We start from the raw sequence: 12,709 nt of genomic DNA on the forward strand, positions 1-12,709 counted from the left end.
CCGGACCATACCTACCTCACATCTCATGGAAGCGCCGCTTGTGGCCGCGCATGAAAACAAGAATGTCCGGTGGTCCGGTGTATATACCCTAAACGTGTATAAATATTTTATGAACTAACTTTTAGGAATATGAATAGAAGGTGTTCTGGGGGAGGCAATCTCTGTGGCGAGGGGGCAAGCCCCCTCGCCACAAAAACACGGTGGGCACAGTCACTGCCGCCGCTGTCTGCAGGGTTCAGCAGCCTTGAGATGCTGTTTCTTCGGGACTTTCACATAAGGATTGGCGCAACCGATCTTCAGCGTGCGGGCCGGTGCCCAGCGGGAGTTGTTGCCTACCCTGTCGAGAATGCAGTACGTCACTTCCAGGTGCAGATCTTCGCCTGCTTCGAGGATGATGGCCGGCGGTATCCAGACGTGGATCGGCTGGCCTATATCGGCGGACTTGAGCGGTGGCAGATCCATGCGCACATCGCCCCAGCGCAGGGTGATCTCGTCGTCGACGGCCATGTTCAGGTACGGCTCGATGGTCAAGGGAACACCGCGTTTGACCTGACTCGGATTGACCCCCTGACGGCAAATTGCCTCGGGAATGCTCACTGGTGCCAGGCACTGGTTTTCATCGCCGCACAGCGCCGAGGGTTGGCCGCCTGGACAGTCGAGTTTGATCTGTACGTTTTGACTGGCCGATACCGCCGGACCCCGGCCAATCTGCATGACCCGGTAGTGAATGCGCGAAGTACCGTTGGCGACAAAACTCTCAGGCACCCGCAACTGCACCGGTCGGCCGACATCGCTGGCCGTCAGCACGCGGGAGGCCACGTAGCAGTTGTCCCAGAACAGTTCGACCAGGTCTCCTGAGTCCATGGCGGGGTAGGGCGCCACATCGATCAGCAGGTGCGCCGCGCAGGTGACGTTGATGCCGGCCTTGTTCGATCGCGCCAGGGTCGGGGCCGCAAGCCTGGATGTGTTCGAGGTGCTATTCATGAAGTCTCCTTGAAGTCTTGCAACGAAGTCCGTTTCTGGAATATCAAAAACCAATAATCGAACAGAAAAACCATTCATTACTTTGAGCGGAAATAATGATTTAAATGTGAAGGGTGTCGCTGGCTGGAGACTAGATAAGAGTCAGGGAGATCAGGTGTCAATAAGATTTATTAGTTATGGTGGTTGTGTGGTGCTATTCAGAAAGTTCCTACGGATCCAAGTAAATAAACCATGTCTGTTCGTCGAGTTTTTCTGCTGAAGGCACGGAAATAAGGGCGGACTGTTGCAAGTTCGTGGGCACCGTCTTGCGATAGAGGATCTGATTGAATTGTCACTGTTTAATTGTTGTGATGCATATATTTGTACCGCGCACGCGTACAGGATATGCATGTTAAATAGATGGGTTTGATTTTGTATTAATGAAGCGTATTTCGAGGGGTATCACTTCCGTCCATGGAAGTTTACCGTTGTTACGCAGGGTTTTTAGTTGTGTGCGTTATTCAGGAACTTGCTCAGGAACTGTCGGGTTCGCTCTTCTTTCGGGTTGGCAAACAACGCCTTCGCTTCGCCTTGTTCGACGATCACGCCCTTGTCGAAAAACACCACACGGTTGGCCACGTCCCGGGCAAAACCCATTTCGTGGGTGACGATCACCATGGTGCGCTTCTCTTCGGCCAGGCCGCGGATGGTCGCCAATACCTCGCCCACCAGTTCCGGGTCGAGGGCCGAGGTCGGCTCATCGAACAGGATCACTTCGGGCTCCATTGCCAGCGCCCGGGCAATCGCCACGCGCTGTTGCTGACCACCGGAGAGACGACGCGGGTAAGCGTCCTCCTTGCCCGCCAGACCGACCTTGGCCAAGAGTTTTTTACCCAGGGCTACAGCATCGGCGTGCGGGGTCTTCTTGACCACGATCGGGCCTTCGATGACGTTTTCCAGGGCGGTGCGATGGGGGAACAGGTTGAAGTTCTGGAACACGAAGCCCACGTGCTGGCGCAAACGTCGCACCAGGCTCTGCTGCTGGTTCAGGGGACGGCTGGTATCGATCTCGATATCGCCGACCTTGATCCGGCCGCTGGTGGGTTCTTCCAGGAAATTCAGGCAGCGCAGGAAGGTGGTCTTGCCCGAACCGCTGGGGCCGATAATCGCGACCACCTCGCCTTCCTTGACCTCAAGATCGATGCCATTGAGCACGACTTGACCCTTGAACTGCTTTGTCAGTTTTTCCACGACAATCATTGGGTCAGGACTCCTGGTCGTGCCGATTGACCCGCGCTTCCAACTGGTTCTGCAGGTGCGACAGCACCGTGGCCAGGACCCAGTAGATCAGTGCGGCGGCAAGATACATGGTGAAGATTTCAAAGGTACGGGCGGTGATCAGTTGGGCCTGACGGAACAGCTCCGGCACCTGGATGGTAGCGGCCAGCGCCGTGTCCTTGACCAGCGAAATGAAGCTGTTGCCCAGCGGCGGCAATGCGGTGCGCATGGCCTGCGGCAGGATGGCCCGGCGCAGGGTTTGCGCGCGGGTCATGCCGATACTGGCAGCGGCTTCCCACTGGCCGCGCTCGATGGAGCTGATCGCGGCACGCAGGATTTCGCAGGCGTAGGCGGCCATGTTCAGCGAGAAGCCGATCAGGGCCGCCGGCAGCGGATCAAGTTCCAGACCCAATTGCGGCAAGCCGTAATAGATCACGAACAGTTGCACCAGCAACGGCGTGCCGCGAAAGAACGACACGTAGATGCGGGCGATCCAGCTCACCAGCTTGAAGCGCGACAGGCGCATCAGCGCCAGGCCGAACCCCATCACCAGGCCGAAGAACATCCCGCCCAGGCTGAGGATGACCGTGTAGTACGCGCCCTTGAGCAGAAAGGGCACGGAGTCCAGTGCGAGTTGGAAAGCTTCTTCCATTATTGAGTGACGTCAGCGTTGAAGTATTTTTCCGAGAGCTTTTTCAGGGTGCCATCGGCGCGCAGCTTGTCGATTGCCTTGTTCACCGCGGCCAGTAGTTCAGGCTCGCCTTTGCGCAGGGCAATGCCGGCTTCCTGACGGGAGAACGCGTCACCGGCGGCGGTGGTGTCCTTGGCTTTCTTGGCGTATTCCAGCGCGGCCAGGCGGTCGATCAGAATGGCGTCGATACGGCCGACACGCAGGTCCTGGAACTTGGTCGGATCATCTTCATAGGTGCGGACATCGGCGGTCGGCACATTGGTTTTCACCCACTCTTCGTAGTTGGTGCCCAGGCCTACGCCGACTTTCTTGCCACCCAGGTCGGCAGCGGTCTTGATGTTCAGCTCGGCGGCCTTCTTCGTCAGCACCAGCGCCTGGATACCGGAAACGGTGTAAGGCTCGGAGAAGTCGTACTTCTTCTTGCGCTCTTCGGAGATGGTCACCTGGTTGATCACGGCGTCCAGACGCTTGGATTCCAGGGCCGCGAGGATGCCGTCCCATTTGGTCGGTTGCAGTTTGACCTTGACGCCCAGCTCTTTGGCCAGGGCTTCGGAGAACTCGACTTCGAAGCCGGTCAGTTTGCCGTCGGCATCGACGAAACTGAACGGTGGGTAAGTGCCTTCCAGGCCAACGTTGATCACGCCGGCGTCCTTGATTTTTTGCAGTTGCTCACCGGCAACGGCTTGGCCAATCAGGCCTGCGCTCAGTGCCAGGCCTAGCGAGCCCACCAGCAGATTGCGACGTAGTGCGGAAAAATTCATGACAAGCCCCTGTGTTTTCTTATGGAAGACGCTTTAGGAAAGTTGGCAAATTCGGGATTCGGACGACTGCGATATCCTGCCCTAATGCAGCTTATGCGTCTCGCTGCAAATTCACCTGTAGCATGACTATATGATGGCGTTTTTAGAATGGAAAATATTAATTATTCTTCTGGTTATTCCATTTTTGAATAGTTTGCGTTTTTACTGTAGGAGCGAGCTTGCTCGCGATGGTCGTCAACGATAACGCTGGCAACCTGACACCCCGCGGCGCCCTGTCGTCCATCGCGAGCACGCTCGCTACTACAGAAAATCCTTATAGGCAAACAACGCCGGCGCCCCACCTGTGTGCAGGAAGATGATCGGACCTTCGTCGAAGCGCTGACGCCCGATCCCGTCCAGCAGGCCCGCCATGGCCTTGCCAGTGTAGACCGGGTCCAGCAGCAAGCCTTCCTGACTCGCCAGCAGCTTCACCGCCGCCAGTGTTCCGGCATTCGGCTCGCCATAACGCGGGGCGAAGTATTCGTCCCACAACTCGACATTGAAAGCGTCTGGTAGGTCCATGCCCAGCAGTTCGGCAGTGCGTTCAGCCAAACCTTGAACCTTTGGCCGCTGGTCTTCATCGCTGCGCGAGACCGTCACGCCGATCACTGGCAGCTCCGGCAGTGCTTCACTCAAGGCCAGTGCCAGACCGCTGTGGGTACCGGCACTGCCCGAGGCCAGGACCACGGCGGCGAACGTCAGGCCGGTGTCCTTGATCTGTTCGGCCAGTTCCAGCCCGGCACGTACGTAGCCGAGTGCGCCCAGCGCGTTGGAGCCTCCGATCGGCACCAGGTACGGCTTCTTGCCGTTGCTGCGCAGTCTGTCGGCCAGGGCTTGCAGTTGTTCGTCGGCGTTGTCGAGGTTTTCCACCAGTTCGACCTTGGCATCGAACAGGTCGAGCAGCAGGCGGTTGCCGTTGCCGGTGTAATTGTTGTCATCGGTGCCGAGGGGGTTTTCCAGAAGGGCTACGCAGCCCAGACCCAGTTTCGCCGCAATGGCAGCCGTCTGGCGCACGTGGTTCGATTGCAGCGCGCCGGCGGTGATCAAGGTGTCGGCACCCTGGGCCAGCGCATCGGCGGCCAGGTATTCGAGTTTGCGCAGCTTGTTGCCGCCCATTGCCAGCGGCGTCAGGTCATCGCGTTTGACGTACAGGTCGCGACCCAGCCAGGTCGACAGGCGTTCGAGTTTTTCCAGGGCGGTGGGTTGACCGAGCAGGTCGAGGCGGTTAAAGCGGGCAAGCTGTTGTTTGATCATGGGTCCGTACTGGCCGTGGAAGATCTCAGGACTATAGGCACGCGAAAAAGGCTGGGCAACCGTCAATTGCTTATAGCTAATCGTAATGAGCACAGCATTATTGGTTCTTAATTTGCCCCGCTGCCCTTGCCGTAAAGTAATCGCCGTCAGTGCGGCCAGACAGTCCGGTCGCCCGTGAGGAGTTTTTACCGTGAGTGAGCGTTCCAGCCATTGGCAATTGCAGACCATCGTCAGCCAACTGCGCACCGCGCGTGAGCAGTGGCGAGCGCAAAATGGCCGGGCCAGTACCGAGCAGGGCGGTCGCGAGTTGCCCTCCCGGGCGGCCATGGCAGAGATTCTCGAAGCCTTGTGCGGTGCGCTGTTCCCGATGCGCCTGGGGCCGGTTGACCTGCGCGAAGAGAGTGAAGACTTCTACGTCGGCCACACGCTGGATGTGGCGTTGAATGCGTTGTTGGCCCAGGCGCGACTCGAATTGCGCTATGCCGCGCGCCACAGTGCCCAGGCCGATACCGAAGTCGAAGCCAAGACCATCCAGATCATCCAGGACTTCGCCCTCGCCCTGCCGGGCTTGCGCAGCCTGCTGGACACCGACGTACTGGCGGCCTATCACGGCGACCCGGCGGCGCGCAGTGTCGATGAAGTGCTGTTGTGCTACCCGGGGATCCTGGCGGTGATTCACCATCGGCTGGCCCACCATCTGTACCGTGCCGGGCTGCCGTTGCTGGCGCGTATCAGCGCGGAAATCGCCCACTCGGCCACGGGCATCGACATTCACCCCGGCGCGCAGATCGGCCGCAGTTTCTTCATCGACCACGGCACCGGCGTGGTGATCGGCGAAACCGCGATCATCGGCGAGCGCGTGCGGATTTATCAGGCCGTGACCCTGGGCGCCAAGCGTTTCCCGGCGGACGAAGACGGTCAGTTGCAGAAAGGCCAGCCTCGGCATCCGATTGTCGAGGATGACGTGGTGATTTATGCCGGGGCGACGATTCTGGGGCGGATCACCATCGGCCAGGGTTCGACCATTGGCGGCAACGTCTGGCTGACCCGCAGCGTGCCGGCGGGCAGCAACCTGACCCAGGCGAATCTGCAGCATGAAGATGGGGCGCAGAAGTAGGTCTTTGAATCTCCTTTGACTGGTCTGGCCTCATCGCGGGCAAGCCCGCTCCCACAAGGTTTTCTGTCGTTCACAGCTTTTGTGTTCAACCAGGATCCACTGTGGGAGCGGGCTTGCCCGCGATTGGATTTCAAGTCGAATCGAGTCGCCAATCCCGCACCAGATCCTCCCTTGAGCTAGCGTATTAACACTACCGCCGAGCCCTGCGATTAGTCCTTAGCCCCCTATCCATGTTTAACTTGAACGTTCATTCAAGTTAAACCGGTGGTTCGCCGCCCGCTCACAACAGGAGGCTTGCCTTTGCTGAGTCCGATTTCTACAGCCACGTTTTACCCCTTCGAGGTGCACCGTACATGAGTGCATCGTCCATCCCTCCAAGCGGCCTGGTCCGCATGAATCCGCCGGTGTTCTGGTTCTCGGCGAGTTTCATTCTGTTGTTTGGTGTCGTTGTCATCGCCATGCCCGAACAGGCCGGTGCCTGGTTGCTGGCGGCGCAAAACTGGGCGGCCAACACGGTCGGCTGGTATTACCTGCTGGCGATGACCCTGTATCTGGTCTTCGTGGTGGTCACCGCCTTGTCTGGCTACGGCAAGATCAAGCTCGGTGCCGACCACGACGAGCCCGAATTCAGCTATTTGTCATGGGCCGGCATGCTGTTCGCCGCGGGGATCAGCATCACCCTGTTTTTCTTCTGTGTGTCCGAACCGTTGACGCACATGTTGCAGCCGCCGCAAGGCGAGGCCGGCACGGCGGACGCGGCGCGTCAGGCGATGCAGATTCTGTTTTTGCACTGGGGTTTGCATGGCTGGGGCGTGTTCGCCTTTGTCGGTATGGCGCTGGCCTATTTCGCCTATCGCCACAACCTGCCGCTGGCCCTGCGCTCGGCGCTGTATCCGCTGATCGGCAAGCGCATCAATGGCCCCATCGGCTACGCGGTGGATGGCTTCGGCATCATCGCCACGGTGTTTGGCCTTGGCGCCGACATGGGCTTTGGTGTGTTGCACCTCAATTCGGGCCTGGATTACCTGTTCGGCATCGCCCACACCCAGTGGGTTCAGGTCGGCCTGATCACCCTGATGATGGGCGCGGCGATCATCGTTGCGGTGTCGGGCGTCGACAAGGGCGTGCGGGTCATGTCCGACATCAACATGCTGCTGGCCTGTGCGCTGCTGCTGTTCGTGTTGTTTGCCGGGCCCACGCAGCACTTGCTCAACACCCTGATCCAGAACCTCGGTGATTACCTCGGCGCCTTGCCGATGAAGAGTTTCGACCTCTACGCCTACGACAAACCCAGCGACTGGCTGGGCGGCTGGACGGTGTTCTATTGGGCCTGGTGGATCGCATGGTCGCCGTTCGTGGGCTTGTTCATCGCGCGGATTTCCCGTGGCCGCACCATCCGCGAATTCGTCTTCGGCGTGCTGCTGATTCCGCTCGGCTTCACCCTGGCGTGGATGTCGATCTTCGGCAACAGCGCCATCGATCAAGTGCTCAACCACGGCATGAGCGCGCTTGGCATGTCGGCTATCGACAATCCGTCGATGACGCTCTACCTGCTGCTGGAAACCTACCCGTGGAGCAAAACCGTCATCGCGGTGACGGTGTTCATCAGCTTTGTGTTCTTCGTCACCTCCGCCGACTCCGGCACCGTGGTGCTGTCGACGCTGTCCGCCAAGGGCGGCAATCCCGATGAAGACGGGCCGAAATGGCTGCGGGTGTTCTGGGGCGCAATGACCGCACTGGTGACCAGCGCGCTGCTGTTTTCCGGCAGCATCGATGCATTGAAGTCGGCGGTGGTCCTGACTTCGTTGCCGTTCTCGCTGATCTTGCTGTTGATGATGTGGGGGCTGCACAAGGCGTTTTATCTGGAGTCGCAGAAGCAGATTGCGCAGATGCATTCGCTGGCACCGGTCTCGGGTTCTCGACGTGGAAAGGGCGGCTGGCGGCAACGGCTGAGTCAGGCCGTGCATTTCCCGTCGCGGGACGAGGTTTATCGCTTCCTCGATACGACGGTGCGACCGGCCATTGAGGAAGTGTCGGCGGTGTTTCACGAAAAGGGGCTGCACGTGGTCATGCACCCGGACCCGGCCCATGACAGCGTCAGCCTGGAAATCGGCCACGGCGATCAGCATCCGTTCGTTTATCAGGTGCAGATGCGCGGCTATTTCACGCCTTCGTTTGCCCGTGGCGGCATGGGCTCCAAGCAACTCAACAATCGCCGTTACTACCGGGCCGAAGTGCATTTGAGCGAGGGCAGCCAGGACTACGACCTGGTGGGCTACACCAAGGAGCAGATCATCAACGACATCCTCGACCAGTACGAACGGCACATGCAGTTCCTGCATCTGGTGCGTTGATCACGGGCAGGGCGCCGGGGCTTTTAGCTCTCGGCGCTCAGCACCATGAACAACACCAGCGCCGCCACGGGGATGCTGAACACCATCGTGCCGATCCCCAGTTCCGTACTCAACGACTGGCCGGCGGTCACCACACCGATGGCGCCGTTGATCACCGTCAGCGCCAGCCACAGGATCACGAAACTGTAGGTGAGTGTCTGGCGGCTGAAGCCGAGTTTCTCGCCGATGAACAGCATCATCGCGAGCAGGGCCAGGCCGAAGGTGATGATGATGGTGGTGTGCATGGCTTCTTCCATCCTTGCGATCGTTATCGCGTCTTCGTTGCTTTGGCGACTGTGTTCCTGTCGGCCCGGATCACGCAAGTCTGTCGCGGTTTTGTTGAATTCTCCAGGCAGATTAAATTTCTGTGAAGCGTTTCAGCATTCAGTCGAATCCCGGGTTTTCTGGCGTCTGTTCCGGCCTCTTCGCGAGCAGGCTCGCTCCCACGGGGTATGTGCTTGACACAGATCCAATGTGGGAGCGAGCCTGCTCGCGAAGGGGGCAGACCAGTCAATAAAGAAATCAGGTATTTACCGAAAAAACGGTACATCCCCCAACACCGTCGCCCGCTGCATCACCCGCCGCGCCGGCCGGTAATCATCCACCGCGTAATGCTGGGTCACGCGGTTGTCCCAGAACGCAATGTCGTCCTGCTGCCAGCGCCAGCGAATGGTGAATTCAGGCCGCGTGGCGTGGGCAAACAGAAACTTCAGAATCGCCTCGCTTTCGGTTTCCGACAATTCGTTGATCTTCGAGGTGAAGCCTTCGTTGACGAACAGCGAACGCCGCCCGCTCACTGGGTGCGTGCGGATCACCGGGTGTGAGAGCGGCGGATTCTTGCGCCGTGCTTCCTCCCACTGGGCCAACGCTTCGGGCGTGTTGCCATAGCGCTCGAGCGGGAACGAACGGGTGAAATCGTGGGTGGCGGTCAGGCCTTCGAGCAAGGTTTTCATCGGTGACGACAGGGCCTCATATGCGGCAATTCCGCTGGCCCACAAGGTGTCGCCGCCAAACTCCGGCAGCAGCTTGGCGCTGAGCACTGCGCCCATGGCCGGGGTCGGCAGGAAGGTCACGTCGGTGTGCCAGATCGCGTTATCGCGCACGTCGGTGACGGCGGTGTCGAGGATCAGCACTTGCGGCTGTTCCGGCACATTGGGGTAGATCGGGTGAATGTGCAGATCGCCGAAATTCGCGGCGAATCGCGCCTGTTGCTGTGGCGTGATCGGCTGGTCGCGAAAGAACAGGACTTGATGTTTGAGCAGGGCCTGCTCGATGGCGTCGCGTTGTTCCGCGCTCAGCGGCTGGCTGATGTCGACGCCGCTGATTTGTGCGCCGAGGGCCGAGCTTAAGGGGACAATGGTTGGGTGGCTCATGGTGGTTCTCATTGATCCGGGGGTGTCGAGCTTTTGTGGGAGCGAGCTTGCTCGCGATAGCGGACTGTCAGGCGACACAAGTGTTGAACGTGCAACCGCCATCGCGAGCAAGCTCGCTCCCACAGGGTACTCACAGGGCAATTATTCAGTGGGCCTGGCCGTGCCACGGAACCAGTTTGCGTTGCAGGGCGCGCAGGCCCAGCTCCATCGCAAAGGCGATCAGTGCGATCACCAGAATCCCCAGGACCACCACATCGGTGACCAGGAACTGCGCGGCGGACTGCACCATAAAGCCAAGACCGCTGGTGGCGGCGATCAATTCGGCGGCGACCAGGGTCGACCAACCGACACCAAGGCCAATGCGCACCCCGGTGAGAATGTCCGGCAAGGCACTCGGCAAAATCACGTGGCGGATCAACTGTGCGCGAGTGGCACCCAACGACTGCGCGGCACGCAATTTGGCCGGGTCGACCGTGCGCACGCCGGTGGCGGTGGCGATGGCAATCGGGGCGAAGATCGCCAGGTAGATCAGCAGCACTTTCGACAGTTCGCCGATACCGCACCAGATCACGATCAGCGGCAGGTAGGCCAGCGGTGGAATGGGCCGGTAGAACTCGATCAACGGGTCCAGCACGCCACGGGCGATACGATTGGCGCCGATAGCGATGCCCACCGGCACGGCGGTGAGAATCGCAAAGCCGAGGCCCAGGCCGATGCGGCTCAGACTCGCGCCGAGGTGCTGCCACAGGGTTGAGTCCATGTAACCCGAGGTCGCCAGCAGCCAGCTTTTTTGCAGCACGGCGGAAGGTGGCGGCAGGAACAGCGGCTCGATCAAACCGGTCGCCGTCACGGCCCACCAAATGACAATGAGCGCGGCCAGTGTCAGCACGCTGATCCAGCGAGTGCTCAAGCTGCGTGGTGCCGCAGGCACGGGAGTGCCTGGCTTTATCGCGGCGACGGGAATTTCGTAACTGCTCATGCGCGCTCCTGCCGCTGGGCGGTGCTGCGTTGGGAGAACACTTTGGCGAGTACGTGTTCGCGGGTTTCGATAAAACGCGGGTCGGATTTGATTGAGCGGGCCGACTCACCGGCGGCGTAACGCTGACCGAAGTCGAGGCTCAGGCGCTCGACGATTTGCCCCGGGTTCGGCGCCAACAGAATCAGGTCGGTGGCGAGGAATACGGCTTCTTCGATGTCGTGGGTAATCAGGAACACCGGCTTGGCGGTGCGTTGCCAGACTTGCAGCAACAGCTCCTGCATCTGCTCGCGGGTGAAGGCATCCAGGGCGCCGAAAGGTTCGTCCATCAGCAACACGCGCGGGTCGGCGGCGAGCGCGCGGGCCAGGCCGACACGCTGCTTCTGTCCGCCCGAGAGCTGCCAGATGCGGCGCTGTTCAAAGCCGGAAAGATCGACCAGGGCGAGCATTTCCCGGGCACGCGCTTCGCGTTTGTCCCGGGCAATACCGGCCAGCTCCAGGCCGAAACCGACGTTGGCCAGCACGTCTTGCCAGGGCAGCAGCGCGTCGTCCTGGAACACCACGCCGCGCTCGGCGCTCGGGCCTCTGACGGGCACGCCGTCGAGGGTGATGCGCCCGGCGCTGGGTTCGACGAAACCGGCAATCAGGTTCAACAGCGAAGTCTTGCCACTGCCGGACGGGCCGAGGGCGACCAGCAGTTGCCGGGGCCCCAGGCTCAGGGAGATATCCGCCAACACCGGTTCCGGGTTGCCGGGGTACTGTGCGCTGATGCGCTCCAGCTGTAGCAAAGCCATCGCAGTCAACTCCCGATCAATTGGTGATGAACTTGGCGCTGACGTACGGCGCGTAGTCCGGCAGCACCGCCTCGACCTTGCCTTGCTCCTTGAGGAACGCCGCAGTGTCGGTGATGGCTTTGGTGGTCGGCGCGCCGAGGGTGAGCACCTGATCAGCTGCCAGCGGGTAGACGTTGCCTTGCAGCAGCAGCGGAATATCGCTGGCCTTGGCGCCGGACAGTTTTACCAGCTTGTCGACGTTGCCCTGGTTGGCGAGCCAGGCTTTTGGGTCTTTGCGGTAATCGGCGTAGGCGTCGAGGGTGACTTTGGCGAACGCGGTGACGATCTGCGGATGCTTCTCGGCGAAATCCTTGCGCACGATCCATGCATCGAAGGTCGGGGCGCCGAACCTGGCCAGTTCACCGGAGGTGATCAATACCTTGCCGTTTTCCTTGGCCACGCCGAGGGCCGGGTCCCACACGTAAGTGGCGTCGATGTCTCCGCGTTTCCAGGCGGCGATGATCGCCGGTGGCGCCAGGTTGAGAACGGTGACTTTCGAGGGATCGATGTTCCAGTGCTTCAGTGCAGCGAGCAGGCTGTAGTGGCCGGTGGATACAAACGGCACGGCGATTTTCTTGCCGATCAGGTCTTGCGGGGTCTTGATCCCGGAGCCGTCGCGGGCGACCAAGGCTTCGGCGGCGCCGATCTGGGTGGCGATGAGGAAGGTTTCCACCGGAACTTTGCGAGTGATGGCAGCGGTCAGCGGGCTGGAGCCGAGGTAACCGATCTGCACGTCGCCGGAGGCGATGGCGGCGATGATATCGGCACCGTTGTCGAATTTGCGCCAGCTGATATCGGCCTTCGTGGCCTTTTCGTAAGCGCCGTCGGCCTGGGCGACTTTCGCCGGGTCAACGGTGGTCTGGTAGGCGACGGTGACGTCGGCCGCCTGGGCAAAGAAAGTCGCGGTAGCCAGAGTTGCGGCCGCCAGCAAGCGTAGAGGGAAAGTCAGTTTCATCAGAAAGCTCCTTGTCAGGCGACCGAATGTCGGCGTGAGAAAGAGACTAAATGATCTAAGAATTCGAAAATAAATA

Annotated in this window: 12 protein-coding genes; 2 read left to right on the plus strand and 10 right to left on the minus strand. The window is 60.2% G+C overall.

The window, feature by feature from the left end; genetic code table 11:
• Window positions 1-210: 210 nt before the first annotated feature.
• The 5 genes from PPUTUW4_RS00980 to PPUTUW4_RS01000 form a co-directional block, all read right to left on the minus strand.
• Window positions 211-984: a hypothetical protein gene (locus tag PPUTUW4_RS00980; RefSeq protein ID WP_015093008.1), complete on the minus strand. Its 774-nt coding sequence runs from the start codon at window positions 982-984 to the stop codon at window positions 211-213.
• A 483-nt stretch (window positions 985-1,467) separates the two neighbouring features.
• Window positions 1,468-2,223 carry an L-cystine ABC transporter ATP-binding protein TcyN gene (gene tcyN / locus PPUTUW4_RS00985; RefSeq protein WP_007972898.1) on the minus strand — a complete coding sequence of 252 codons (756 nt, stop codon included), beginning with the start codon at window positions 2,221-2,223 and terminating at the stop codon, window positions 1,468-1,470.
• A gap of 4 nt (window positions 2,224-2,227) precedes the next feature.
• Entirely contained in the window at window positions 2,228-2,893 is a 666-nt protein-coding gene (gene tcyL, locus PPUTUW4_RS00990; RefSeq protein WP_007972897.1) for a cystine ABC transporter permease, read from the minus strand.
• A complete protein-coding gene (gene tcyJ / locus PPUTUW4_RS00995; RefSeq protein WP_015093009.1) occupies window positions 2,893-3,693 on the minus strand; it encodes a cystine ABC transporter substrate-binding protein in 801 nt (266 codons plus the stop codon). Before tcyJ ends, tcyL begins: the two co-directional genes overlap by 1 nt.
• A 300-nt stretch (window positions 3,694-3,993) precedes the next feature.
• Window positions 3,994-4,986 (minus strand): D-cysteine desulfhydrase, encoded by a 993-nt coding sequence (locus PPUTUW4_RS01000; RefSeq protein ID WP_015093010.1) that lies wholly within the window; start codon window positions 4,984-4,986, stop codon window positions 3,994-3,996.
• A 190-nt stretch (window positions 4,987-5,176) separates the two neighbouring features.
• Between PPUTUW4_RS01000 and epsC the strand changes: the two genes are divergently transcribed.
• Together epsC and betT are read left to right on the plus strand one after the other, a co-directional pair.
• Window positions 5,177-6,103: a serine O-acetyltransferase EpsC gene (gene epsC / locus PPUTUW4_RS01005; protein ID WP_007972891.1), complete on the plus strand. Its 927-nt coding sequence runs from the start codon at window positions 5,177-5,179 to the stop codon at window positions 6,101-6,103.
• A gap of 392 nt (window positions 6,104-6,495) precedes the next feature.
• Complete coding sequence (betT, locus tag PPUTUW4_RS01010) at window positions 6,496-8,457, plus strand: choline transporter BetT (protein ID WP_162139257.1); 1,962 nt, start codon at window positions 6,496-6,498, stop codon at window positions 8,455-8,457.
• A gap of 23 nt (window positions 8,458-8,480) precedes the next feature.
• On the opposite strand, the gene PPUTUW4_RS01015 is transcribed toward betT, so the two are convergent.
• From PPUTUW4_RS01015 to tauA, 5 genes are all read right to left on the minus strand, one after another.
• Window positions 8,481-8,741: a hypothetical protein gene (locus tag PPUTUW4_RS01015; protein ID WP_041474972.1), complete on the minus strand. Its 261-nt coding sequence runs from the start codon at window positions 8,739-8,741 to the stop codon at window positions 8,481-8,483.
• 285 nt (window positions 8,742-9,026) lie between these two features.
• A complete protein-coding gene (gene tauD, locus PPUTUW4_RS01020) occupies window positions 9,027-9,869 on the minus strand; it encodes a taurine dioxygenase (protein ID WP_015093013.1) in 843 nt (280 codons plus the stop codon).
• Between the two features lie 145 nt (window positions 9,870-10,014).
• Window positions 10,015-10,848, minus strand: coding sequence for a taurine ABC transporter permease TauC (tauC, locus tag PPUTUW4_RS01025; protein ID WP_015093014.1), 834 nt, complete (start codon window positions 10,846-10,848; stop codon window positions 10,015-10,017).
• On the minus strand, window positions 10,845-11,639 hold the full coding sequence (tauB, locus tag PPUTUW4_RS01030) for a taurine ABC transporter ATP-binding subunit (protein ID WP_015093015.1): 795 nt from the start codon (window positions 11,637-11,639) through the stop codon (window positions 10,845-10,847). The genes tauC and tauB overlap by 4 nt, the downstream gene beginning before the upstream one ends.
• Before the next feature lie 16 nt (window positions 11,640-11,655).
• Window positions 11,656-12,633: a taurine ABC transporter substrate-binding protein gene (tauA, locus tag PPUTUW4_RS01035; RefSeq protein WP_015093016.1), complete on the minus strand. Its 978-nt coding sequence runs from the start codon at window positions 12,631-12,633 to the stop codon at window positions 11,656-11,658.
• Window positions 12,634-12,709: the final 76 nt, after the last annotated feature.

It is taken from the genome of Pseudomonas sp. UW4, assembly GCF_000316175.1.
Classification (GTDB): Bacteria; Pseudomonadota; Gammaproteobacteria; order Pseudomonadales; family Pseudomonadaceae; genus Aquipseudomonas; species Aquipseudomonas laurylsulfatiphila.

Coding starts and splice junctions, on each gene's coding strand:
- tauD (WP_015093013.1), bottom strand. CDS start 9,869: ATGAGCCACCCAACCATTGTCCCCTTAAGCTCGGCCCTCGGCGCACAA.
- tcyL (WP_007972897.1), bottom strand. CDS start 2,893: ATGGAAGAAGCTTTCCAACTCGCACTGGACTCCGTGCCCTTTCTGCTC.
- PPUTUW4_RS01000 (WP_015093010.1), bottom strand. CDS start 4,986: ATGATCAAACAACAGCTTGCCCGCTTTAACCGCCTCGACCTGCTCGGT.
- PPUTUW4_RS01015 (WP_041474972.1), bottom strand. CDS start 8,741: ATGCACACCACCATCATCATCACCTTCGGCCTGGCCCTGCTCGCGATG.
- tauA (WP_015093016.1), bottom strand. CDS start 12,633: ATGAAACTGACTTTCCCTCTACGCTTGCTGGCGGCCGCAACTCTGGCT.
- betT (WP_162139257.1), top strand. CDS start 6,496: ATGAATCCGCCGGTGTTCTGGTTCTCGGCGAGTTTCATTCTGTTGTTT.
- tauB (WP_015093015.1), bottom strand. CDS start 11,639: ATGGCTTTGCTACAGCTGGAGCGCATCAGCGCACAGTACCCCGGCAAC.
- tauC (WP_015093014.1), bottom strand. CDS start 10,848: ATGAGCAGTTACGAAATTCCCGTCGCCGCGATAAAGCCAGGCACTCCC.
- PPUTUW4_RS00980 (WP_015093008.1), bottom strand. CDS start 984: ATGAATAGCACCTCGAACACATCCAGGCTTGCGGCCCCGACCCTGGCG.
- tcyJ (WP_015093009.1), bottom strand. CDS start 3,693: ATGAATTTTTCCGCACTACGTCGCAATCTGCTGGTGGGCTCGCTAGGC.
- tcyN (WP_007972898.1), bottom strand. CDS start 2,223: ATGATTGTCGTGGAAAAACTGACAAAGCAGTTCAAGGGTCAAGTCGTG.